Raw genomic sequence first — 22,666 nt, forward strand, 5'->3', positions numbered from 1 at the left:
GGCCCGGGGGCCGCGGCATTCGCCGTCTGGTTCCGGACTTGTTTTGCGTGGCCCACGTCTTTGGTGCGGTGGGCTCTTGCGGGCTCGCTTTTGCGACGCCCCCAGTGCGGTCGCACTCTGGGCGAAGCTTGGAACCGGAGCAACGTGGATTCACGCCCTCGGGGCTGGTTCCGGCCCCATGTTGCCGCCCCGCAACATTGATGGAACCCTATAGTCGGCAAGGATTTGCGTCGATTGTGCGCAAATCTGTGCGCGAATGCCGGCACCGTTCCGTCGAGACGACGGAAGCACTGTGGCCCGCGGACGTGCGGCTCCGTCGCCTCTCGCTCCGTCCACGCCCGGCCCGGATGTCGTAACGCCGAGAATCCTAAGGAATCAGCTTATGCGAATCCCGGACATCGAAGGCCCCGGTCCGGTCAGGCCTCCGCCCGGCGTGGCTCGCGCAGGGCGGCGTGGGCCTGGACGAGGATGTCGAGGGGCAGCCAGGGGCGGCCGGTGCAGACGGCCTCGCGGGGAATCAGCGCCCGGCAGGCCTCGGGCGTCCCCGAACTGACCACCACGCGGATGCCCGGCCGCAGCGTGCCGGCGGCGGCGGCGAGGCGGTGGCCGTCCATGCCGCCATGGAGCGCGTCGGCGGTGAGCAGCATGATCACGTCGTCGCCGCAGCGCTGCAGCACCTCGACGGCAACCTCGCCGCTGGCGCAGGTGATGACACCGAGCTCCGTCGGCTCCAGCAGGGCCTCGGCCCGGGCTCGCGCCGCCGCATCCGCGTCGACCACGAGGACCAGGGGCGCCGTCGCGGTGATCCCGGACATCGCTCGTCCTCCCTTCGCTGTCGCCTCCCGCAAGCGGCACGAAGCGGGCGCCGGTATGCCGCCGTCCCCCCACGCGATCCGCTTAATCCTGGAGTCGGCCCCCTGCGTGTCAAGGCCGGGCCGGCGTCCGCGCGTCAGAGCCGCAGCTCGATGCGCGTGCCGGAGAGGAGCACGGCATCGGGCCGGTGGCCGGTCTCGTCCGCGGCGAAGCCGATCGCGGCCTCCCGGCTCCGGAACAGACCGCCGGCACGGCCGTGGACCTCGACCGCGACCCAGTGCCCACACCGGTCCTGCCCGACGATGAAGCGGGCCGGGTCGGTCGCCGCCTCGATCCGGATGGCGGCTGGGGCGGCGGTTTCGACGGCCTGGAGGACGGCCTGGACGGTAGGGGGCATCATGCGTTCGGGGTTCGCGCGATCCTCAAGGGACCGCATCCCCAAGCTGCGCCGCCGCGCATAAGGGTTCGAGCGGGACGCGCGGGCAATTCCATCAGCGTCCCATAAGGATCCGCCGGCGCCCTCCCCCGCTCCGGAATCCGGGGTGACGAAACACCGCCGCTCGGGTATCCCTCACCGGCGCGCAGGGGCGTGGGGCCTGTAGCTCAATGGTTAGAGCCGACCGCTCATAACGGTCTGGTTGCAGGTTCGAGTCCTGCCGGGCCCACCACCCTCCCCTCAAGCGCTTGATGCGCAACAAGGTATTGAGCAAGAACGGGTTTCGAGCAACGACTGTAGCACCGCTATGGCCTCTGGGCCCGATACGCTATTGACGCTCGCCGTGCCCGCCGGCGTGCATCTGGGTCGCGGATTGGCCGGACACCTTCCACACCGGTAACGACCCGTCTCGCATGAACATGGCGAATGCCTCGACGACCTCCCATCGGTCGAGGGCTGCCACGCCATCCACGGCGCGACCGACGATACAGGCGCCCTCGGGAGCACCTGCGACAGGGGGGCGACTCTCCAATGAGAACACCACACCCGACCGATCAGGCCTCAGCTCGTCCGGCAAGGCATCGATCCTGCGCCAGAGGCAGTACCACTTGGCGCAAGCGTCCGGACGCTCGCGGTAGATGCCGCATGCCATGCCCGTGTTGTGCGGGCACAGGATGCCGGCCGGTTTACCGAGTGCCCTGATCTCCAGTATCCGGCAGCAGACCGTACAATGTCCGCATTCTCGGTCGGAGGCAGGTCTGGCCGCAGTTCCTGGAGGCGTCATTCGGCGACCGTGGGCGTTGGCGCGGCTCGGTGCGGGTCTCGAGCCGCCGGTTGGTTCTGGTGGCGTATGTCCGGGTTAGGACCTAGAGAGCCCGCATGCTGGACGAGCCGACGCTGTGGGACTTGGTATCCACCGAGCAGATCGCCATCGAGGATGTCGCGGTGGCTGTCGACGCGTACCTGGCCGATCCCACGACCGGCGAGCACCCGCTCGATGAGAACTTCTCCCTCGATCTGGCCGATGCGGTGACGCAGCACGCCTCGGCAGAGCAAATCGCGGAGCTGACGGACAGCCATGCTCCTTCACGGCGCATGGCTGTCCGCTCGGCCCTGCTGATGGCTCGGCCGACGAGGCGCTAGGGCATCTTCCGTGATCCTTGGATCGCGGAAGATGCTCTATCTCATTGGTTGAGCCGCATTTCTTTCGCGGAACCGGCAACCACTTCCGCGGAAAATGCTCCAGAGCTGGTCCCGATCCCATCGCAAGCGGGACCAGCTCCAAGTCATTGTCTTGACGCGCGCTCTCGCGCCGAGCCGGCATCCATTTCGGCGGAGAGCTCGCTAGTCCTCGTCGTCGTTCTCGACGTCGACCAAGTCGCTGGCGCTATCGTCGTCCTCGTCCTCGATGAGCGTATCGTCATCGGCGGTGTCGGCGTCTTCCTCGATGTTCAGATCGTCGTCGCCCCCGGTATCGCTGTCATCGGATGCGTCGGCTTCCTCGGCTTCCACCTCGTCGAGCGACACGATCTCCGGGCCCTCCGTCTCAGGCTCTTCCTCCTCGACAACGGCCTTGCTGCGCGAGAAGGCGGGCGGCGAACTGCGCGTGAAGGAGGCCGCCGCGGAAGTCGGCACGATCTCGCCTGTATAGGGGGAGATCACAGGATCGCGGTTGAGGTCGTAGAATTTTCTTCCGGTTGTAGGGCAGATCCGCTTCGTCCCGCGCTCGGAGTGGTCCATGTAAGCCTCGTCGTGACACTGCTGCGTCCGGTGAGATGCGCTTCGCCGAAGGCCGGTGTCAAACGGGCCTGTTCTGCAGCCGTGAGCGCTGAAGCGGCGCAGGCGCCGGAAGACGGTGCGAAGCCCTTGTCGGGACACGCTCTCGCGCGGAGCGGGCATCCACTTCGGCGAAGAGGGCTCTGGAAAGGCCTTGCATGATCGGCATGCCGTCCCCCGATTTCGCGGGTGACCCTTGAAAAGGCGACGGTGGTCGGTTAGAGCGATGGCATCGGATTTGATCATTCGGCCCGCTCTCCTGCTCCCGATCGAGCGCCGAGTCCGGTTTCCCGCTTAAATCGAAATTTGATTGGTGCGGAAGCCGCATCGCGTCTCGTGCCGCAACGGCGCGCAATATCCCTTGTTCATCGGCCGTGTTACGGTTTCAGCCGAGCGGTCCACGGATCAACATGCACCCTACATCCAAATTGAAAGCCGCAGCGGCGCAGCCATGCCCGCAGCCTATTGCTACCCAAGTGGTACCTGTCTACGCAACGAAGAAACCGATTTCCTGCGGCCTGACCCGCGAGGAACTGCGCAAGATCATCCTGGACGCTCTGGGGTGAGCACCTGGGCGCAAGGGACGCGCTCGACTTCCTTAACCAACAGGATCAGATATGGCTATCGGCACCGTCAAGTGGTTCAACGAAACCAAGGGCTTCGGCTTCATCCAACCCGATGATGGCGGCAAGGACGTGTTCGTGCACATCTCCGCCGTCGAGCGTGCCAACATGCGCACGCTGGTTGAGGGACAGAAGATCTCCTACGAGCTGGAGAAAGATCGCAAGTCCGGCAAGGAAGCGGCTGGACAGCTTCAGAGCGTCTGAGCCGCTCGTCGGCTTCCAGAGTCGGGGCCGCTCCGCAAGGGGCGGCCTCATCTGTCTTCTGCGACCGTCACCAAGGTTTGGTGCGCGTTATGCGGTCGATCTCGGTCAATTCAAAGCCAATCAGATTGGCGATCAGCTTGAGGCAGCCCGAAGACGCGGCAGGTCATCGTTCGGCGCGATGCTCGCATGGCCATTCTCTCAGGCGGACGAATCGACGGCGGCTTGGTCTGCGTGCCTATGACCCGCAAGCGTCGGTGATGAGAGCAGGCCTCGCAGCAGTGCGCCCGTCGCGTCATCGGTGAACGGAGATCACACCGCCAAGGATCGAATGCGGCGCGCAGCCGTTGAGAGCCTAGGAGGACACCCACATGACGCTCTCTCCGTTCGCGCTTCTCGATCTCGTTCGCCTGCCCGATGGGCGCGTCGGGTCGGTGGTCGGGGTCTGGAATCAGGGTGAGGCCTACGAGGTCGATGTCGGCAACGTCTGTGAGACGTGGTCCGCCGACGACCTGACCCCGACGGCGTAGGAGCCCGGCGGCGTAGGAGCCCGGCGGCCTCCTCATCGCGGAGGGGGCGCCGGCTTCGGGCTGTCCAGGTTGCGCTTCACCCGCCGCACCGCCTGATCGAGCGCGCCGAGGAAGGCGGAGCGATCCTTGGCCGAGAACGGCTTCGGTCCGCCCGTCACCATGCCTGCCTCGCGCAGGTCCTGCATGAGGTTGCGGGTCGCGAGCGCCATGCCGATCGATGCGTCCGAGAACGGCTTGCCGGCCGGCGACAGGACCGTCGCGCCGGCCTTCACGCAGCGGCTCGCCAGGGGCACGTCCGCGGTCACCACGATGGCGCTGCGGTCCACGCGCTCGGCGATCCAGTCGTCGGCCTCGTCCAGCCGGTCGCCGACGATGACGCGCTCGATCCAGGGCTCGCGCGGGACGTTCAGGACGCTGTTGGCGACCACGAACACGTGCAGGCCGTAGCGCGCGGCGACGCGATAGACCTCGTCCTTCACCGGACAGGCATCGGCATCGACATAGATCGCAACGCGGTCGGGTCCCATCGTGTCATGTCCTCTCATGGCGCCCAGGTCGCGCGCGGTCGTCGCCAGGGCCCGCTCCCGGCCCTCATCCCCGGAGCTGACGCGAAGCGGATGTTCTACCGCTTCACGAAGCCCACATCGGCGGCCACCGCCTGCAGCCGCTCCGGCGCCCGCTCCTTCCGCTCGCTGTAGCGGTCCACCAGATACTCGGCGCGTTCGCGGGTCAGCAGCGTGAACTTCATCAGCTCCTCGCACACATCGACCACGCGGTCGTAGAGCGGCCCCGGCTTCATCCGGCCGGCCTCGTCGAACTCCTTGTAGGCCATCGGCACGGACGACTGGTTCGGGATGGTGACCATCCGCATCCACCGTCCCAGCACGCGCAAGGCGTTCACGGCGTTGAAGGATTGCGAGCCGCCGGACACCTGCATGACGGCGAGCGTCCGCCCCTGCGTCGGCCGAACCGAGCCCTCGCTCAAGGGCAGCCAGTCGATCTGGCTCTTCATCACGCCGGTCAGGTTGCCGTGCCGCTCCGGGCTCACCCAGACATGCCCCTCGGACCACACCGAGAGGGCGCGCAACTCCCGGACCTTCGGGTGATCCGCGGTGGCGTCGTCCGGCAGGGGCAGGCCGTGGGCATGGAAGATCCGCACCTCGCCGCCCATCGCCTCCAGCAGGCGTGCGGCCTCGTAGGCCAGGAACCGGCTGAAGGACCGCTCGCGTAGGGAACCGTAGAGGATCAGGAAGCGCGGGGCGTGGGTGAAGGGCTGCGGCCCGTCCAGGCGCGCGCAGGCCGGCACCTCGAAATGCGCCTCGGAGACGTTCGGCAACCCATCGGCGAAGGGCTGTTCGGGCTTGTTCACGGACGACGCATCCTCTACGTTTCAACGATCGTTGATATGATGATCTTCCGATGGACGAACGACAAGCCCTCTCCGTCTTCGCGGCCCTCGGCCAGGAACACCGCCTCCGGGCCGTGCGGGCTCTCGTGGCGGCCGGTCCGGACGGTCTCGCGGCCGGGGTGCTGGCCGAGGCGGTCGGCACCGCGAGCAACAATCTCTCCTTCCACCTCAAGGAACTCTCCCATGCCGGGCTGATCCAGTCCCGCCGCAAGGGGAAGTCCGTGATCTACACAGCCGCCTACCCGGCCCTGTCCGACCTCATCCAGTTCTTGATGCGCGATTGCTGCCAAGGCCATCCGGAGGTCTGCACGCCGGCGGTCGTCGCGCTCGCCACCTGCTGCACGCCTGCGGAGGACGCCGCCCATGCCTGATCCCATCGACGTGGTGATCTACCACAACCCCGCCTGCGGCACGTCGCGGAACACGCTGGCGATGATCCGCAATGCCGGCATCGAGCCGCACGTGGTCGAGTACCTGAAGACGCCGCCGAACCGGGCGCTGATCGGACAGCTCCTGGCGCGTGGCGGGCTCTCCGTGCGCGACGTGCTCCGCGAGACGGGCACGCCCTACGCGGAGCTGGGCCTGGCCGATCCGGCCCTGACCGACGACCGGCTCCTCGACGCGATCGCGGCGCATCCGATCCTGCTCAACCGGCCACTGGTGGCGAGCCCGAAGGGCGTGCGCCTGTGCCGGCCGTCCGAGGCCGTGCTCGCCCTGCTGCCCGCGCAGCAGGGCGCGTTCGTGAAGGAGGATGGCGCGCGCGTCGTCGATGCGCACGGTCATCGCGTCGCTACCGCTTGATGCTCACGGTGGTGTGGATCGTGAACCGTTCGTAGGGCTGGTACGAGCGCGGAGCCATCCGCGATGCTGCGCTGAAGCCCGCGCCCCGCGTGAAGGCTGACCGTCGCCCCGGCCCTGCGCGTGGTGGCGAGCCGCCTACGGCCCTGCCACCATCTCGCGCACCCGTCCGGCAAGGATGGCGGCGTCGAAATCGGGCAGCGCGCAGGGCAGTCCCGCGATCTCCGATCCGCGAACGACCTCGCCGATTCGGGGCTCCGCACGGGTCACCGCCTCGTCCAAGGCGTCCGCCAGGGCCTCGGCGGTGACGTGAGCGATGCTGATCACGTTCGGGCTCCGGAGGGAGAGGTCCTTCGACGCGAAGCTGTTGGTGATCGTCTGGATGCCGGCCGATGCCATCTCCAGCGGCGGGTAGCTCGGATGGGGTGAGAGCATCAGGGAGATGCCGACCGAGGCCTTGGAGAGGAGCTCCCCGTACTCTTCCAGCGAGAGCTTGCCGACGATGGCCATGTTCGCGATCGAGGCGGCGCGGTCCGGCGTGAAGGTTTCGCCGGCCGCGACGATGCGCCAGACCCGGGCCGCCTCGGGATTGTTGCGCTGCCAGCGGCCGATGCCGGCGCAGAGCAGAGAGAAGGCGTTCCGCGGCGTATTGGGGCGCGCGTAGATGCAGATGATGCGCTCCCGCGGCAACGGCTTCAGGCTCCTGGCGATCGTCGGATTGATCTTGAAGCGGACCACGTAGGCGTCTTGGATGTCGTACGTGCGCGTCATGAAGGACGACAGCTCTTCCGAATTGATCAGAGCGATCATGTCCTTGCCGTGACTGTAGGTCTGCTGGGCCAGGCCGTACTGGGTCGACCAGCCGTAGAAGTCCGGCTCGTGATCCTGGATGAGATACACGACCCGGTGCGCGTGGCCGAAATAGGATCTCTGCCGCGTCTGGAAGTCGAACGCCACCACCGCCGTCCACCAGGCTGTCGCGAGGAACACGTCTCCCGCGCGAATGCCGAGCTCGCCGCTCTCCTGGTCGCACATGTCGACGATGACCCGCGGCATGTCGTCCTTCCCGCCGAGCGGGACGAGGCAGTAATCCGGGAAGCCGATCATCGCGCGCAGATCGAGCGGCAGGGATTGGCAGATGATGCGCAGGTCGTAATCGGGCCCGAGCGAGGCCGCGATCTCGTTGAAGGCGCGCAGGGCCGTCGTGATGCCGCCGAAGATGTGCTCCGGCGCCAGGGTCGGTATCACGAGATTGAAGCGCGGACGGTCGGAGCGGCGGTCGGGCTTGGTGCTGATCGACACGATCTCGGAGACCAGCCCGCGGTCGACGAAGGGCGGTAGCCGGTTGCCGAGCAGGCGCTGATTGACGCGCGCGGCGTCCTCGAAGCGCCAGACCGGCACGAGCCGGCTCGGGTCGACGCGGTCCGACCGGCCGACCTTGGCCCAGGCATAGCCCCGCGCCTCGGCGAAATACAGGATCGCGCGCTCGATGGCATGGGCGAGCGTGCCGTCGGTCTGACCGGCCTCGGCATCGAAATCCGCCCAGTCCAGCTTGAGCGCGAGCAGGGACCGGAGCGCGTCGGTGCGTCCCCAGAAGAAGGAGCTCGACGGGAAGTCCAGGACGAGGTCCTTGCTGAGTTCCACGCCGGCGCGCCGGAGCAGCGACCGGGCCCGGTCGAAATTGCCGCCCCAGTTGAGGACGCTGCGGACCGGCTTGAAGTGATCCGAGAAGACGATGCCGACATCCGTCCGCGTCAGGAGGGCCAGGATCGAGGACACGATCTCCGGCGAGCCGAGCAGGTTGTCGTGCAGGAACGAGCGCCAGGGCGCGTAGCGCGCGGTGTGGAGCGACTGCTTCGAGTGGATGTGCAGGAAGATCTCGTAGCGCTCGAAGACCGAGGCGTAGCCGACGAGCATCGGTGCGACGTCGCGGCCGATATTGGGGAACACCGTCACCGTGACGTCGCCCCGATGGCCCGCGAAGCCCCGCTCGATCTCGGCTTTCTTCGCCGCCGTGTCGGTCGAGATGAACAGGTCGGCCCTGACCGGGATGTTGCCTAGCGCAACACGGATATCGGCGCACAGCTCGGGATAGAAGATGTGCGCCAGGACCGCGACCTTGTCCGGCAGGGCGTCGGGCTCGACGGGCCTGCGGAACGGCACCTCCAGGCAGAGATCGGTGCGCTCGCTCGGGCGTGTGCTCTGCACGGCACCGTAGAACGTCGTCAGGCCGTTGCTGCGCTGGAACCGCTTGCGCGGCCCAGGCACCGGCCGGCTCGCCGAGGCCGTCCGCTTCGGTTCCTTGGCCGCTTCGAGATGGCGATCGATCGCCGCCAGCAGGGGCGGATTGGTCTCCAGAAGCGCGCGCCAGCCGGTCGTGTCGGTATAGGCGAGGCGGTCCTGGTCGCGCAGGAGCTGGACCTTCAGGAAGGGGAAGCCCTGGTCGAGAAGGCTGCGCCAATCCTCCAGCGTCGGATTCCGCGGGCGATCGAAGCGCTTCGCCACGGGAAAGAGCACCTCGTGGCTGAGCCCGGCCTCCTTCACGAGCCGCAGCGAGGTGACCTCGTAGCGGTAGATCACGGCATCCTTGTCGCGGATGCTGCGGACATCGTTCCAGAACTGCTGGATCACCTTGGACTTCAGGGCCGCGCCCTTCAGGACGGTGAAGAAGCTCATCAAATGGTGTTGCGTCTGATGGCTCTCGGCCAGGGCGACGATGTCGGCCTTGCTCGCGCGCACGCGTTCCATGACCGTCCGGAACCGGGCGGCATCGGTCGGCCCGAAGATGCTGTCGTTCGTGAGAATGAGCGACCGCGCCGTCCAGACCGCCGGGATGGCGGCCAGGACGGTGGCCCAGGCCGCGAAGTCCCATCCGTGATTCGTGCGGACCACGAGGCCGGCGACGGTGTCGGTGAAGGGGGGCAGGTCTCGGTTCAGGCCGTCCGTGACCACCGTCAGGATGACGTCGACGCCGTTCTCCTGCAGGGCCTCGATATAGATCTGTGTGTGCGGCGCGATCGCCCCGTCCTGCGAGTAGGTGACGAAGACGCAGACGTCGCTCTTCCCGTCGATGGCCGGTGCGCGCCGGATCTCGTAGGGGATGTCGAGGACCTGGCAGGTATCATCCGAGACGTCCGGCGGATGACCTTTGCGCCCTTCCGCCCGCCCGGACGACAGGAAGTGCTGTAGCGGGTTGAGGCCGGCGCGCCCGACATCGGGGTAGCAGAACAGGTACCAGTCGAGATCGAAGTCCGGATGCGGGTCGCGGTCCTCCCGCACGCCCGCGCGCACGAAATGCGCGAGCGGGTTCTCGCCGGTCTCCCAGAGCGTCTCGTGATTGCCCACGTACCATGCGCAGTCGAAGAGCGCGTTTGGGTTGTAGCCTGCCGCGGCGCCGCGCAGGATGAAATGGATCAGCAGCGGCCTGTTGTCGAAATCGAGATCCGCGACCTGCGCCCGGTAATAGGACTCGTCGAACAGCGGATGCGGATTATGTCCCTTTCCGGAAATATAATGCAACAAGGGGTTGTCGGAGCAATCCGCGTTGTGCGCGCAGTACCATTTGACATCGAAGAGGGGATGGGGGTCGCGCCGCTCCCTCGCACCGTGCCGGATGTAGTGCTCGAGCGCGTTCTGCTTCGCGTCCCGAACGTCGCCATAGCGCTCGAGATACCACCGGCAGTCGAAGAGCGGGTGCGGACTCTTGTTGGGGTCGGCGCTCGCGAGAAAGTGCGCGAGCGGGTTGGCATCGGCTGCGATATCGGGAACCTGTCTGACATACCAGGCGGGGTCGAACAGGGGATGAGGCCAGCGTCCTTCCCTGGCGCCGATCTCCATATAATGCGTCACCGGATCGATCGCGCTGAAGTCGACATCCGGATTTTGAGCCCTGTACCAGTCCGGATCCAAGATCGAACGGACCTGCCGTGTAACTCCGCTCTCGGTGCTTCGGATTTTCCGAGTTCGGCTTGAAAGATATTTATTCTTTGACAGTTTGCCGAGGATGTTGAAAGGCTTGATGCGCACGAATTAATCCTCGGAGATGAAGTTCGTTTTCTAAGCTGATTTAGCGTCGGTTACCTTCGTATTAAAATGCACTAAGTCAACACAAATATTTGTGCTGTTCCTAAAAAATTGATGTCTCCGGCAAATGTTCCTGATTTCAGAAGGTATATGTAGTTTATATGACCTCTTTGGATTGTGTCCTGCAATTTAAATCCGGTGTGCGGTTCAACTCTGATCCTCAATAAAACTCGATGTTCCTCAATCGAGGGCGCACGAATGCCAAATTTGGACCTCGGCGTCAAACCTTTGCGCACGTCCCTGCCCTGCATGCGGCTCCTGCCGCGCGGGCGGCCCCTCTGCACGAAGTCTGCACGAAACGCCCGATCCTCTCCTCTCGGCCTTCATCGCGGCTGCTGAGCGTCCGCGCATCTTTCGCGCATGAGCCCGTCCAGCCCGCCCTGCCTTGTGCGTCGCCTGCCCGATCGCCTCGTGGGGGACGGCTGGTGGGCTCTGCGACCGGGACACGCCCCGCGGGCCGGCGCATCCCATCCCCCACCAAGGCCGCTTGCCGATGATCGAGTCCCCCGCCGCAAATCCGGTTCCGCTCGCCTGGCGACCGCGATGGATCCTCGTCCTCGCCCTGATCGCGCTGGGCGACCGGTGTTCTACGGCCACGCGCGCTGCCGCGCGCAGTTCCGGGCCTCGCCGTCGCGGCCGAGGGCGCGCTCGACCGGCCGGTGGCGATGTCGGCCGAGAATGCCGGCATCGTGTTCGCGCATCTCGCGGACAACGCCGCCCGCCACGGCGCGGGCCGCTTATGCCTCGCGGCGCGGGTGGAGGGCGCGCACCCGCGCGTGCGCGTGGAGGATGACGGCGAGGGCATCGCGGAGCAGAACCGGGCCCGCGTGTTCGAGGCCTTCTTCACCACGCGGGGCGAGGCCGGCGGCACCGGCATGGGGCTCGGCATCGTCCGGGCGCTGCTGCACGCCCATGGCGGGACGATCGCAGTCCTCCCCGCCGAGGCAGGCGCGGCGTTCGAGCTGCGGCTCCCGCTGCGCGCGCCCTGAACCGGCGCCTAGCCTTCACGGTTCCGGACCGCCGCGTCGCGACGTTCGGCCGGATGCTCTTAATCCCGCCGTTCGGGGCCTGCGAGCCGAACGTTGCAGTCGACTGTCAGGGCTTGTGTGACATTGCCCAAACAATGAGCGTTGAACGATCGCGCGCGTAAAGAACCGCAGCTTGACGGTCCCCTGCGCTTCGAGAATGTTGCATTCAGAGTGCCACGACGAAGGGCACGCCGCGCCAGCGGTCGATCAGGAGAGGAAACGATGACCTTTACGGTACGCGCGGCGGCCGCCGCGTTGTTGTGCTCGATCGCCTTCGCGCCGGCCTGGGCCGCGGACCCGATCAAGATCGGGCTGAGCGGCCCCTATACCGGCGGCTCCTCCTCGATGGGCGTCTCCATGCGGGACGGCGCCAAGCTCGCCGCCGCCGAGATCAACAAGGCCGGCGGCGTGCTCGGCCGGCAGATCCAGCTCGTGGAGCGCGACGACGAGGCCAAGAACGAGGTCGGCGCCCAGGTCGCGCAGGAGCTGATCAACAAGGAGAAGGTCGTCGCCACCGTCGGCTTCATCAATACCGGCGTGGCGCTCGCTGCGCAGCGCTTCTACCAGGAAGCCGAGATCCCGGTGTTCAACAACGTCGCCACCGGCACGATCATCACCAACCAGTTCAAGGAGCCGGATTACGACGCCAACTACGTCTTCCGGAACTCCGCCTACGACGTGCTCCAGGCCGGCCTGATGGTCGACGAGGCGCTCGCCCAGGGCCACAAGAAGATCGCGGTCCTCGCCGACTCGACCAATTACGGCCAGCTCGGCCGCGAGGACATCGAGAAGTATCTCGCCGCCAAGGGCGTGAAGCCGGTCGCGGTCGAGAAGTTCAACATCAAGGACGTCGACATGACGGCCCAGCTGCTCAAGTCGCAGCAGGCCGGCGCCGACGTCATCCTCGCCTACGGCATCGGGCCGGAGCTTGCCCAGGTCGCCAACGGCATGGCCAAGCTCGGCTGGAAGGTGCCGATGATCACGAGCTGGCCCTCGTCGATGCAGAGCTTCCTCGATATCGCCGGCTCGAACGGCAACGGCGTGATCATGCCGCAGACCTTCATCGAGGATCAGACCCTCCCGAAGCGCAAGGCCTTCCTCGAGAACTACTACAAGACCTACGGCGTGACGAAGATCCCGACCCCCGTGGCCGGCGCCCAGGCCTACGACTCGATCTACCTGCTCGCCGCCGCGATCAAGCAGGCCGGCGGCACCGATGGGCCGAAGATCCGCGCCGCCCTGGAGAACCTGAACGAGAAGGTCGAGGGCGTCGTCACCACCTACGAGAAGCCCTTCACGGCCAAGGACCACAACGCGATCTCGCGCAACATGGTCGTGTTCGGGAAGGTGCAGGACGGCAAGATCGTCTACGCCAAGCCGGAGGACGCCAAGAACGCGGGCGTCGTCCGCGTCAAGGAGAAGTCCTCGAACTGAGGCCGCGGGCCGGGGCGTGCCATCACGCCTCGGCCGCCCCACAAGGCGTCCGTCCACCCCTCGACCTCATCCTGAGGTGCCGCGGCAGCGGCCTCGAAGGAGGCCTCCAGGGATCGCGGTGGTGTCTGGAGGCCTCCTTCGAGGCCTCCGCTTCCGCTCCGGCACCTCAGGATGAGGTGGCGAGCGGGATCAGCAGATGATCGGCCGGCGATCTTGGACCGCCTCCGATCCCGCCTCGCGCGTCATATGCGATGGCATGGGCGTGCGCAGACCGACCCCCGCGGCACCGCCGCGGGCCTTCCCCGATCCCGACCCTTCCCACGGCGCTCCCATGGCCATCCTGCTCCAGCTCATCGCGTCCGGCGTCGCGGTCGGCATGATCTACGCGGCGATCGCGTTCGGCTACCAGCTGACCTTCGCCACCTCGAAGACGCTGAACTTCGGCCAGGGCGAGGCGCTGGCGCTCGGCGCCCTGTTCGGCCTGACGCTCGTGCCCTTCATCGGCTACTGGCTGATGATCCCGCTGGTCCTCGTCTTCGGCTTCGCCCTCGGCGCCGTGGTCGAGCGCCTGGGCGTGCGCCCGGCCGTGAAGATCAAGTCCGAGTACGGGTGGATCATGGCCACCATCGCGCTCGGCATCATCTTCAAGAACGTGGCCGAGAACGTCTGGGGCCGCGACGACCTGAAGTTCCCCTCCCCGCTCCCCGAGACCGCGATCCAGGTCGCCGGCATCCGCATCCTGCCGATGGAGCTGCTCATCGTCGGCGGCGCGCTGCTGATGATGCTCGCGGTCGAGATCTTCAACCGCAAGTCGATCTGGGGGAAGGCGGTGGTGGCCACCTCCAACGACATCGACGCCGCCGGGCTGATGGGCATCAACACCCAGCGCGTCATCACCCTGTCCTACTCGATCAGCGCCATGACGGCGGCCTTCGCCGGCGTGCTGGTCGCCCCCGTGACGCTGACCGGCGCCACCATGGGCGCGGTGCTGGCGCTGAAGGCCTTCGCGGTGGCGATCATCGGCGGCCTCGAATCCGGCCTCGGCGTCATCGTCGGCGGCCTGATCCTCGGCGTCGCGGAGACGCTGACCGGCTTCTACATCTCGACCGGCTACAAGGACGTGCCCGGCCTCATCCTGCTCCTCGTCGTCCTCTCGCTCCGCCCCGTCGGCCTGTTCGGCAAGGCGGTCATCAAGAAGGTCTGAGCGTGTCCTCCCGCGTAATCCTCACGGCTGCCTGACGCCATGGCTCAGACCCTCGCCCCCGCCGACGCCCCCGCGCCGGCCTCCGCCCCGAGCCTGTCGCGCTATGCGGGCCTCCTCGGAGCCGTCCTGCTGGTGGTGTTCCTCGCCGCCTTCCCGCACGTGGTCACGAGCTCGTACTACGTCCACCTCGTGGTGGTGATCGCGATCTACGCGATCCTGATCCTCGGGCTCGACATCGTGGTCGGCTATACCGGCCAGGTCAGCCTCGGCCATGCCGGCCTGTTCGGCGTCGGCGCCTACGCGGCAGCGGTGCTGTTCCTCCACTTCAAGCTCGGGCTGTGGTGGGGGATCCTGGCCGGAATCGGCGTCACCTCGGCCTTCGGCGTGCTGCTCGCCGTGCCGGCGCTCCGCGTCACCGGCCCCTACCTCGCCATGGTGACGCTCGCCTTCGGCACCATCATCCAGATCTTCATCAACGAGCTGACGCCGCTCACCAACGGCCCGCTCGGCATCACCCTGCCGCCGGCCCGCGTGCTGGACTTCTCCCTCCTCGGCATGCAGGCGCCCTGGGGCGCGGCCGGGCGCAAGCTCGAATTCTACTATCTCACCTGCGCGGCTCTGCTCGCCACCATCGTGGTGGTGAACCGGGTGGTGCGCTCGCCCTTCGGCCGCGCCTTCGAGGCGTTGCGCGACTCGCCGATCGCCTGCGACTGCATGGGCGTCAGCGTCTACCGCTACAAGGTCTACGCCTTCGTGATCTCGGCGGCGCTCGCCGGGCTCGCCGGCGCGCTGTTCGCGTGGTCGGAGCGCTACGTGGCGCCGAACTCCTACGGCTTCGAGCTGACGGTGCTGTTCCTGCTCGCCGTCACCATGGGCGGGCGGAAATCCCGCGCCGGGCCGATCATCGGCGCCGCGATCATCGTGATGATGCCCAACGTCCTGGCCGATATCGAGCTGGTGCGCATCATGGCCGGCCTCATCGCGGCGGCCGCCCTGGTGGTCGGGGCGCTGGCCTTCCTGCGCCGCCAGGCGAACCGCTTCGCGCTGCTCGTGCCGGTCGGGCTCTGCCTCGCCTTCTTCCCGGCGACGCTGGCGCTGCAATCCGTCACCGACTTCCGGCTGACGGTGTTCGGCCTGATGATCCTGTTCGTGGTCTACTACCTGCCGGACGGCATCGTCGGCTTCTTCCGCGAGAAGATCCCGGCGCTCCGCCCGGCCCACACGGCCGAGGGCAAGAGCCTCGAGGCCGGCGGCGTGGCCCTCAGCGCCCAGAGCGGCGGCGCGGGGGCGGATCCGCTCCTCACCGTCGAGCAGGCCCTGATGCAGTTCGGCGGTCTCAAGGCGCTGGCCGGCGTCGACCTCACGGTGCGGCCGGGCACGATCCACGGGCTGATCGGCCCGAACGGCTCGGGCAAGAGCACGATGATGAACGTGCTCACCGGCATCTACAAGCCGACCGCGGGCTCGGTGACCCTGGCCCGGGCCGGCGGCGCCAAGCGCCTCGACGGGTGCACGCCCTCCGAGATCGCGGCGTCGGGCGTCGCCCGCACCTTCCAGAACGTGCAGCTCTTCCGCGAGATGACGGCCCTGGAGAACGTGCTGGTCGGCCTCCACCACAGCTTCCGCGGCAACCTGTTCGACGCGATCCTCGGCACGCCGCGGCGCCGCCGCGAGGAGCGCGAGCAGCGTGCCCGCGCCATGTCGATCCTCGATTTCGTCGGGCTCGGCTCCCTGGCCCAGGTGGAGGCGCGCAACCTCCCCTACGGCAAGCAGCGCCTCCTCGAGATCGGCCGGGCGCTCGCCCTCGACCCGGTCCTGCTCCTCCTCGACGAGCCGGCGGCGGGCCTGACCGCCCCCGACATCGCCGAGCTGACCACGATCATCCGCAAGATCCGCGATGCGGGCATCACCGTGATCCTGATCGAGCATCACATGGACGTCGTGATGGGCCTGTGCGATCGCGTCAGCGTGCTCGATTTCGGCCACAAGATCGCCGAGGGCAGCGCCCGCTCGGTGCAGGAGGACCCGAAGGTGATCGAGGCCTATCTCGGCAGCCCGGTCGCCGATGAGGAGACGGCCCATGCTTGAGGTCTCGGGTCTCTCGGCCGGCTACGGCCAGATCGAGGTGCTGCACGGCCTCGACTTCGCGGTGCCCAAGGGCCAAGTGGTGGCGCTGATCGGCTCGAACGGGGCCGGCAAGACCACAACCATGCGGGCGCTCTCCGGCATGATCCGGCCGCGCGCCGGCTCGATCCGCCTGAACGGGCGCGAGATCGGTGGGCTCGACAGCTACGACGTCGCCCGCTTCGGCCTCGCCCACTCGCCGGAGGGACGCCGGGTCTTCCCGACCCTCTCGGTGGAGGACAACCTGACGCTGGGCGCCTTCCCGCGTCTGACCGGCTCGCGGCCGAAGGGCGACGTGGCGGCCGACCGCGACCGCGCCTTCGAGCTGTTCCCCCGGCTGAAGGAGCGGCGCACCCAGCTCGCCGGCACGCTCTCGGGCGGCGAGCAGCAGATGCTCGCCATGGGCCGGGCCCTGATGCTGCGCCCGGAGATCCTCCTCTTGGACGAGCCCTCCATGGGCCTCGCCCCCAAGCTCGTGGAGGAGGTGTTCCGCATCATCCGGCAGCTCAAGGCCGAGCAGGTGACGATGCTGCTGGTCGAGCAGTTCGCCATGGCGGCCCTCGGCGTGGCCGACCATGCCTACGTGCTCGAGAACGGCCGCATCCGCTTCCAGGGCCCGGCTCAGCAGCTGCGCAACGATCCGGCGGTGCGCGCGGCCTATCTCGGCGGCAGCCACTGATCCAGCCGATCCCCGCGCAGAGATCCGCCCTTCCCATCCCCCACCTCATCCTGAGGTGCCGTAGCGAAGCGGAGGCCTCGAAGGAGGCCTCCAGATAGCGCCGAGATCCCTGGAGGCCTCCTTCGAGGCCCGCACAAGCAAGCTCTCGGGATGAGGTCGAGAATCGGATCGGCGGGGGGCAAGGACCCGCGTGCTCCCCTCGAACGCGCTCGATCGGCGACGGACTGCCGCGTGCTCGTGCCGATAGGCGGCGGAGGCCGCCTATGCGAAAAGCCAGGTCACGAGGAACAGGCCTGCGAAGAACAGGGCGGAGGTCGCGGCGACGGCAGCGACTTCGCGGTGCTCGAGAATGACGACGCGGGACGTTGCAAGCATGGTGTGACCGGATCGATTCCGATCCTGGCAGTGTCGGGCCCAAAGCTTGACGCTTCCGCGGCAGCCGCCGCCATCCACAGCAGCGGGCCCGCCCCTGTCTCTTTCGCGGCACAGCCCTCCGGGCGGGCATCCGCTTGGGGCCTCCCGACGAAGCGTCATCGCGGCGCCATGCGCGACGTGTAGCCGCCTCATCCGGGACCGGCCCCCGGTCCCCTTGCTTTGACGCGCCCTCCGTCCGGACCGGCATCCGCTTCGGTTTTGGGGCGCTCCAGGAGGCCCTGCCATGACCGCGCTCAACCGCTCGCAGGAGGCGGAGGCCGCCGAGGATGCCGGCTCGAATGCCAGCGCGAACCCGACCCTCGGCGAGGTCGTGGCCGCCCGCTTCCACCGGCGCGACCTGCTGCGCGGGGCGCTGGCGGTCGGCGCGATCGGCGCGGTGGTCGGGCCCCGGGCGCTCGCGGCGGCGGACGCCTCGCCCTTCCCCTTCCGGGAGCTGCCGGCCGGATCCGACGAGCACCACCACGTCGCCGAGGGCCACGATGCAGAGGTGCTGATCCGCTGGGGCGACCCCGTCCTCCCCGGCGCCCCGCCCTTCGATCCGCACGCCCAGACGCCCGAGGCCCAGGCGAAGCAGTTCGGCTACAACAACGACTTCCTCGGATACTTCCCCCTGCCCGGCGCCGCCGACCCGGCCGGGCACGGTCTGCTCGCGGTGAACCACGAATACACCAACGAGGAGCTGATGTTCCCCGGCCTCGGCCGGCAGGAGGGCAAGACCGCCTTCGCCGGCATGTCGAAGCACCTCGTCGACATCGAGATGGCGGCCCATGGCGGCTCGGTGATCGAGGTGCGGCGCGATGGCGACCGTTGGCGGGTGGTGCCGGATTCAGCCTTCGCCCGCCGCATCACCGCGACGACGCCGATGACCCTCACCGGCCCGGCCGCGGGCTCCGCGCGCCTGCGCACGGCGGCCGATTCGGAGGGGCGCTCCGTGCTCGGCATGATCAACAACTGCGCGGGCGGCACCACGCCCTGGGGCACGTGGCTCACCTGCGAGGAGAACATCAACTACTACTTCACCGGCACGCTTCCCCCCGACTCCCTGGAGGCCCGCAACCACAAGCGGCTCGGCATCCCGGGCAATCTCTACGCCTGGGGCAAATTCCACGAGCGCTTCGACCTCGGCCGCGAGCCGAACGAGCCGAACCGCTTCGGCTGGGTGGTGGAGATCGATCCCTTCGACCCGAATTCGGTGCCGAAGAAGCGCACGGCCATGGGCCGGTTCAAGCATGAGGGCGCTGCCGGGATCCTGGCCCGGGACGGCCGCTACGTCGTCTTCCAGGGCGACGACGAGCGCTTCGACTACGTCTACCGCTTCGTCACCGATGCGACGGTCGATCGCCAGGACAAGGCGGCCAACCGCGACATCCTCGACCGCGGCACGCTCTCGGTCGCCCGCTTCGACGCGGACGGGCGCGGCGCCTGGCTGCCGCTGGTCTTCGGGGAGGGCCCGCTTACCCCGGCCAACGGCTTCCGCGACCAGGCGGACGTCCTGATCGAGACGCGGCGCGCGGCCGATCTCCTGGGCGCCACCAAGATGGACCGGCCCGAGGACGTCGAGGCCAATCCGAAGACCGGCAAGGTCTACGTGATGCTGACCAACAACGGCCGCCGCAAGGCCGATCAGGTCGACGCGGCCAATCCCCGGCCCGAGAACCGCTTCGGCCACATCGTCGAGATCGGCCCGGACGCAGGCGATTTCGCCGCGCCGGGCTTCGCCTGGGAGGTGCTGGTGCGCTGCGGCGATCCTTCGGTCGCGTCGGTCGGCGCCACCTTCTCCTCGGCCACCACGAAGGACGGCTGGTTCGGCATGCCCGACAATTGCGCGGTCGACAGCCAGGGCCGGCTCTGGGTCGCCACCGATGGCAACTCGGCCGCCCGCACCGGCCGCGCCGACGGCATCTGGGCGATGGAGACCGAAGGGGCCGGCCGCGGCACCGCCAAGCACTTCTTCCAGGTGCCCGCCGGCGCCGAGATGTGCGGCCCCTACTTCACCCCCGACGACACCACCTTCTTCGTCGCCGTGCAGCATCCGGGCGAGGCCGACGAGGAGGACCTGAAGGCGGAGCCCGCCACCTTCGAGAAGCCCGCCACCCGCTGGCCGGATTTCGACCCGACCCTGCCGCCCCGCCCCGCCGTGGTGGCGATCACCAAGCGCGGCGGCGGCCGGGTGGGAACCTGATTCCGGATCGGGTTCTGTAAAGCCCCGTCATTCGAGCGGGCTGATCCCGCCACATTGGGGCTTCCCATTGAGCGCGGCTCCCCTCCCCGCAAGGGGGAGGAGAGGCCCAGCGTGAACCGTCGCGACCTCTCCGGCGCGTTCTCGACCCTCACCCCAGCCTCTCCCGAATGGGAGAGGGAGCGCGTTGCGCTCTTCCGCAGGCTTCGATGCATGCGTCCGGCTACGAGGGGTAACGCAGATCCCTCGCGGGCGAGCGGCCGGATGCGGCCGCGGTGACACTTGAAAGCCGCCCCTTCCCGCCTCCCGCGCGCCCCTCCCCTGCCGCGATCAGCCCTTCTTAACCAACCCCATCCCATGTCATGGGAGGTCGCGTCGCTCGCGCCGGTCCCTGCCCGGCCGCTCCTGCGGTGCGATAGCCCCTTTCTGTTTCCGGTTTGTTCCGGTACGGTCAGAGGATGAAGGCGAATGCTGCACGTTCTCCCGCCGCGGCCGATGCCGCAAAACCCGCATCGCGGAGCCGTCGCGTGAGCGATCCCGCGCGCGACCTCTTCGCGGGCAAGGCGCCCGCCGCGAGCCCGACGCCGACCGAGCGGCGCCGCCTCGACACGAGCGCGGCCGTGGCGCCGCTCGCCGCCGTGCAGGCGGCCGAGGGCGGCTACGACGCCTCGGCCATCGAGGTGCTGGAGGGGCTGGAGCCGGTGCGGCGCCGGCCCGGCATGTATATCGGCGGCACCGACGAGCGGGCCCTGCACCACCTCTTCGCCGAGGTCATCGACAACTCGATGGACGAGGCGGTGGCGGGGCATGCAAGCTTCATCGAGGTGGAGCTGGAGGAGACAGGCGCCCTCGTCGTCACCGACAATGGCCGCGGCATCCCCGTCGACCCGCACCCGAAATTCCCGGGCAAGTCCGCGCTCGAGGTCATCATGACCACGCTGCATGCGGGCGGTAAGTTCGACTCGAAGGTCTACGAGACCTCGGGCGGCCTGCACGGCGTCGGCATCTCGGTGGTGAACGCGCTCTCGGACCTGCTCGAGGTCGAGGTCGCCCGCAACCAGACCCTCTACCGCCAGACCTTCTCCCGCGGCCTGCCGACCAGCGCCCTGGAGCCGGTCGGGCGCGTCCAGAACCGGCGCGGCACCAAGGTGCGCTTCCACCCGGACGCGCAGATCTTCGGCTCGCTGAAGTTCGACCCGCGCCGCCTGTTCAAGATGGCGCGCTCCAAGGCCTATCTGTTCGGCGGCGTCGAGATCCGCTGGCGCTGCGCCCCCGCCCTCCTCGAAGGGCTAGCGGACGTGCCGGCGGAAGCCGTGCACCGCTTCCCCGGCGGCCTGCGCGACTACCTCGCCCGCGACATCGAGGGGAAGGAGCTCGTCACCGACGCGATCTTCTCCGGCAAGGTGACGAAGCCCGGCAGCCACGGCTCGCTCGAATGGGCGGTGGCCTGGATGGTCACCGACGACGGCATCTCCTCCTCCTACTGCAACACGATCCCGACGCCGGATGGCGGCACCCACGAGGCGGGTCTCCGCGTCGCGCTGCTGCGGGCTTTGCGCGAGCATGCCGAGCGTGTGAACCAGGCCAAGCGCATGAATGCGGTGACCACCGACGACGTGATGGCGACCTGCGCCTCCATGCTCTCGGTCTTCATCCGCGAGCCGGAGTTCCAGGGCCAGACCAAGGACAAGCTCGCGACCGTCGAGGCCTCCCGCATCGTCGAGACCGCGATCCGCGACGCCTTCGACCATTGGCTCGCCGCCTCCCCGGCCCAGGCCAACAAGCTCCTCGACTGGGTGATCGACCGGGCCGAGGAGCGCCTGCGCCGCCGCCAGGAGAAGGAGGTCGCGCGCAAGTCCGCCACCCGCAAGCTGCGGCTGCCGGGTAAGCTCGCCGATTGCTCGGCCGCCGGCACCACCGGCTCCGAGATCTTCATCGTCGAGGGCGACTCGGCCGGCGGTTCGGCCAAGCAGGCGCGCGACCGCGCCACCCAGGCGATCCTGCCCCTGCGCGGCAAGATCCTGAACGTCGCCTCGGCCTCGCGCGACAAGCTCGGAGCCAACCAGCTCATCTCGGACCTGACCCTGGCGCTCGGCTGCGGCACGGGGGCGAATTTCCGCGAGGCGGACCTTCGCTACGAGAAGGTGATCATCATGACGGACGCCGACGTGGACGGCGCCCACATCGCCTCGCTGCTGATCACCTTCTTCTACCGGCAGATGCCGAAGCTCATCGACCGCGGGCATCTCTACCTCGCGATCCCGCCCCTCTACCGGCTGCAGCAGGGCACCAAGACGGCCTATGCGCGCGACGACGCGCACAAGGACCATCTGATCAAGACCCAGTTCAAGAACGGCAAGGTCGAGATCGGCCGCTTCAAGGGCCTCGGCGAGATGATGCCGGCGCAGCTCAAGGAGACCACCATGGACCCGAAGAAGCGTACGCTGCTGCGGGTCGCGGTGCTCGACGAGGCGCGGGAATCGACCGGCGACACGGTGGACCGGCTGATGGGCAACAAGCCCGAGGCGCGCTTCGCCTTCATCACCGAGCGCGCCGCCTTCGCGGAAGGCACCGACCTCGACATCTGAGATCCAGGGATCCCGAAGGGACAAGTCCCTTCGGCGGGGCCAGGGCAGAGCCCTGGAGATCATCGGGGCTCTGCCCCGATACCCCGCCAAAGGGATGATCCCTTTGGAATCCCGGACCCTTGAAACGCAGAAAGCCCGGCCGTGAGGCCGGGCTTTCCGTTTCGGCTGGAGCCGTCCGGGCCCCGAAGGGCCCGGCAGGTCTTAGTACGAGCCGAACTTGTAGTTGATGCCGGCGCGGACGACGGCGAACTCGGTGTCGTTGCGGCGGTTGGTGGCGCCGGAGACGACGGTGACGCCGGTGCTGCCGAGGCCGACCGGGATGCCGGT

18 protein-coding genes, 1 tRNA gene and 1 pseudogene are annotated in these 22,666 nt (G+C 68.0%); 13 read left to right on the forward strand and 7 right to left on the reverse strand.

Annotated elements, in window-relative coordinates; genetic code table 11:
* Positions 1 to 416 precede the first annotated feature (416 nt).
* Positions 417 to 815, reverse strand: coding sequence for a response regulator (locus MTDSW087_RS19580; RefSeq protein ID WP_144766583.1), 399 nt, complete (start codon positions 813 to 815; stop codon positions 417 to 419).
* Between the two features lie 134 nt (positions 816 to 949).
* Positions 950 to 1,213 (reverse strand): hypothetical protein, encoded by a 264-nt coding sequence (locus tag MTDSW087_RS19585; RefSeq protein ID WP_373321991.1) that lies wholly within the window; start codon positions 1,211 to 1,213, stop codon positions 950 to 952.
* A gap of 192 nt (positions 1,214 to 1,405) precedes the next feature.
* Here MTDSW087_RS19585 and MTDSW087_RS19590 point away from each other — a divergent pair.
* A tRNA-Ile gene (locus tag MTDSW087_RS19590) sits at positions 1,406 to 1,481 on the forward strand.
* Positions 1,482 to 2,128: 647 nt separating this feature from the next.
* Entirely contained in the window at positions 2,129 to 2,392 is a 264-nt protein-coding gene (locus MTDSW087_RS19600) for a hypothetical protein (protein ID WP_144766584.1), read from the forward strand.
* Between the two features lie 201 nt (positions 2,393 to 2,593).
* Here MTDSW087_RS19600 and MTDSW087_RS19605 read toward each other — a convergent pair whose 3' ends face one another.
* Positions 2,594 to 2,989 carry a TIGR02300 family protein gene (locus tag MTDSW087_RS19605; RefSeq protein WP_144766585.1) on the reverse strand — a complete coding sequence of 132 codons (396 nt, stop codon included), beginning with the start codon at positions 2,987 to 2,989 and terminating at the stop codon, positions 2,594 to 2,596.
* 653 nt (positions 2,990 to 3,642) lie between these two features.
* Here MTDSW087_RS19605 and MTDSW087_RS19610 point away from each other — a divergent pair.
* Both MTDSW087_RS19610 and MTDSW087_RS30300 read left to right on the forward strand, forming a co-directional pair.
* Complete coding sequence (locus tag MTDSW087_RS19610; RefSeq protein WP_144766586.1) at positions 3,643 to 3,852, forward strand: cold-shock protein; 210 nt, start codon at positions 3,643 to 3,645, stop codon at positions 3,850 to 3,852.
* Positions 3,853 to 4,220: 368 nt separating this feature from the next.
* Complete coding sequence (locus tag MTDSW087_RS30300) at positions 4,221 to 4,379, forward strand: hypothetical protein (RefSeq protein ID WP_186383917.1); 159 nt, start codon at positions 4,221 to 4,223, stop codon at positions 4,377 to 4,379.
* A 32-nt stretch (positions 4,380 to 4,411) separates the two neighbouring features.
* Here MTDSW087_RS30300 and MTDSW087_RS19615 read toward each other — a convergent pair whose 3' ends face one another.
* Both MTDSW087_RS19615 and arsH read right to left on the reverse strand, forming a co-directional pair.
* A complete protein-coding gene (locus tag MTDSW087_RS19615; RefSeq protein WP_144766587.1) occupies positions 4,412 to 4,906 on the reverse strand; it encodes a YaiI/YqxD family protein in 495 nt (164 codons plus the stop codon).
* A gap of 95 nt (positions 4,907 to 5,001) precedes the next feature.
* Positions 5,002 to 5,748 carry an arsenical resistance protein ArsH gene (gene arsH, locus MTDSW087_RS19620; protein WP_144766588.1) on the reverse strand — a complete coding sequence of 249 codons (747 nt, stop codon included), beginning with the start codon at positions 5,746 to 5,748 and terminating at the stop codon, positions 5,002 to 5,004.
* A gap of 50 nt (positions 5,749 to 5,798) precedes the next feature.
* On the opposite strand from arsH, the gene MTDSW087_RS19625 reads away from it, so the two are divergent.
* Both MTDSW087_RS19625 and arsC read left to right on the forward strand, forming a co-directional pair.
* Positions 5,799 to 6,158 carry an ArsR/SmtB family transcription factor gene (locus MTDSW087_RS19625; RefSeq protein ID WP_144766589.1) on the forward strand — a complete coding sequence of 120 codons (360 nt, stop codon included), beginning with the start codon at positions 5,799 to 5,801 and terminating at the stop codon, positions 6,156 to 6,158.
* Complete coding sequence (arsC, locus tag MTDSW087_RS19630; protein WP_144766590.1) at positions 6,151 to 6,588, forward strand: arsenate reductase (glutaredoxin); 438 nt, start codon at positions 6,151 to 6,153, stop codon at positions 6,586 to 6,588. Before MTDSW087_RS19625 ends, arsC begins: the two co-directional genes overlap by 8 nt.
* 135 nt (positions 6,589 to 6,723) lie before the next feature.
* Here the strand turns inward: arsC and MTDSW087_RS19635 are convergent, their stop codons facing one another.
* Entirely contained in the window at positions 6,724 to 10,434 is a 3,711-nt protein-coding gene (locus MTDSW087_RS19635; RefSeq protein WP_144766591.1) for a rhamnosyltransferase WsaF family glycosyltransferase, read from the reverse strand.
* Positions 10,435 to 11,333: 899 nt separating this feature from the next.
* Between MTDSW087_RS19635 and MTDSW087_RS19640 the strand changes: the two genes are divergently transcribed.
* The 7 genes from MTDSW087_RS19640 to parE all read left to right on the forward strand — a co-directional run bounded on the left by MTDSW087_RS19640 (position 11,334) and on the right by parE (position 22,339).
* Complete coding sequence (locus tag MTDSW087_RS19640; protein ID WP_144766604.1) at positions 11,334 to 11,657, forward strand: sensor histidine kinase; 324 nt, start codon at positions 11,334 to 11,336, stop codon at positions 11,655 to 11,657.
* Positions 11,658 to 11,918: 261 nt separating this feature from the next.
* Positions 11,919 to 13,130: an ABC transporter substrate-binding protein gene (locus MTDSW087_RS19645; protein WP_144766592.1), complete on the forward strand. Its 1,212-nt coding sequence runs from the start codon at positions 11,919 to 11,921 to the stop codon at positions 13,128 to 13,130.
* Positions 13,131 to 13,461: 331 nt separating this feature from the next.
* A complete protein-coding gene (locus MTDSW087_RS19650; protein ID WP_144766593.1) occupies positions 13,462 to 14,334 on the forward strand; it encodes a branched-chain amino acid ABC transporter permease in 873 nt (290 codons plus the stop codon).
* 39 nt (positions 14,335 to 14,373) lie between these two features.
* Positions 14,374 to 16,422 (forward strand): branched-chain amino acid ABC transporter ATP-binding protein/permease, encoded by a 2,049-nt coding sequence (locus MTDSW087_RS19655; protein ID WP_144766594.1) that lies wholly within the window; start codon positions 14,374 to 14,376, stop codon positions 16,420 to 16,422.
* Positions 16,415 to 17,137, forward strand: a complete 723-nt coding sequence (locus MTDSW087_RS19660; RefSeq protein WP_142582684.1) for an ABC transporter ATP-binding protein — start codon at positions 16,415 to 16,417, stop codon at positions 17,135 to 17,137. The genes MTDSW087_RS19655 and MTDSW087_RS19660 overlap by 8 nt, the downstream gene beginning before the upstream one ends.
* A 658-nt stretch (positions 17,138 to 17,795) precedes the next feature.
* A complete protein-coding gene (locus MTDSW087_RS19665; protein ID WP_144766595.1) occupies positions 17,796 to 19,754 on the forward strand; it encodes a PhoX family protein in 1,959 nt (652 codons plus the stop codon).
* A gap of 524 nt (positions 19,755 to 20,278) precedes the next feature.
* Positions 20,279 to 22,339 (forward strand): DNA topoisomerase IV subunit B, encoded by a 2,061-nt coding sequence (parE, locus tag MTDSW087_RS19670; RefSeq protein WP_144766596.1) that lies wholly within the window; start codon positions 20,279 to 20,281, stop codon positions 22,337 to 22,339.
* Between the two features lie 201 nt (positions 22,340 to 22,540).
* Here the strand turns inward: parE and MTDSW087_RS30925 are convergent.
* Positions 22,541 to 22,666 (reverse strand): annotated as a pseudogene (locus tag MTDSW087_RS30925) (porin family protein); the annotation flags it as partial.

The sequence above is a fragment of the Methylobacterium dankookense genome (assembly GCF_902141855.1).
GTDB lineage: Bacteria > Pseudomonadota > Alphaproteobacteria > Rhizobiales > Beijerinckiaceae > Methylobacterium > Methylobacterium dankookense.

Coding starts and splice junctions, on each gene's coding strand:
- MTDSW087_RS19625 (WP_144766589.1), top strand. CDS start 5,799: ATGGACGAACGACAAGCCCTCTCCGTCTTCGCGGCCCTCGGCCAGGAA.
- MTDSW087_RS19615 (WP_144766587.1), bottom strand. CDS start 4,906: ATGGGACCCGACCGCGTTGCGATCTATGTCGATGCCGATGCCTGTCCG.
- arsC (WP_144766590.1), top strand. CDS start 6,151: ATGCCTGATCCCATCGACGTGGTGATCTACCACAACCCCGCCTGCGGC.
- MTDSW087_RS19610 (WP_144766586.1), top strand. CDS start 3,643: ATGGCTATCGGCACCGTCAAGTGGTTCAACGAAACCAAGGGCTTCGGC.
- MTDSW087_RS19580 (WP_144766583.1), bottom strand. CDS start 815: ATGTCCGGGATCACCGCGACGGCGCCCCTGGTCCTCGTGGTCGACGCG.
- MTDSW087_RS19640 (WP_144766604.1), top strand. CDS start 11,334: ATGTCGGCCGAGAATGCCGGCATCGTGTTCGCGCATCTCGCGGACAAC.
- MTDSW087_RS19650 (WP_144766593.1), top strand. CDS start 13,462: ATGGCCATCCTGCTCCAGCTCATCGCGTCCGGCGTCGCGGTCGGCATG.
- MTDSW087_RS19655 (WP_144766594.1), top strand. CDS start 14,374: ATGGCTCAGACCCTCGCCCCCGCCGACGCCCCCGCGCCGGCCTCCGCC.
- MTDSW087_RS19660 (WP_142582684.1), top strand. CDS start 16,415: ATGCTTGAGGTCTCGGGTCTCTCGGCCGGCTACGGCCAGATCGAGGTG.
- MTDSW087_RS30300 (WP_186383917.1), top strand. CDS start 4,221: ATGACGCTCTCTCCGTTCGCGCTTCTCGATCTCGTTCGCCTGCCCGAT.
- MTDSW087_RS19585 (WP_373321991.1), bottom strand. CDS start 1,213: ATGATGCCCCCTACCGTCCAGGCCGTCCTCCAGGCCGTCGAAACCGCC.
- MTDSW087_RS19645 (WP_144766592.1), top strand. CDS start 11,919: ATGACCTTTACGGTACGCGCGGCGGCCGCCGCGTTGTTGTGCTCGATC.
- MTDSW087_RS19600 (WP_144766584.1), top strand. CDS start 2,129: ATGCTGGACGAGCCGACGCTGTGGGACTTGGTATCCACCGAGCAGATC.
- MTDSW087_RS19605 (WP_144766585.1), bottom strand. CDS start 2,989: ATGGACCACTCCGAGCGCGGGACGAAGCGGATCTGCCCTACAACCGGA.
- MTDSW087_RS19665 (WP_144766595.1), top strand. CDS start 17,796: ATGACCGCGCTCAACCGCTCGCAGGAGGCGGAGGCCGCCGAGGATGCC.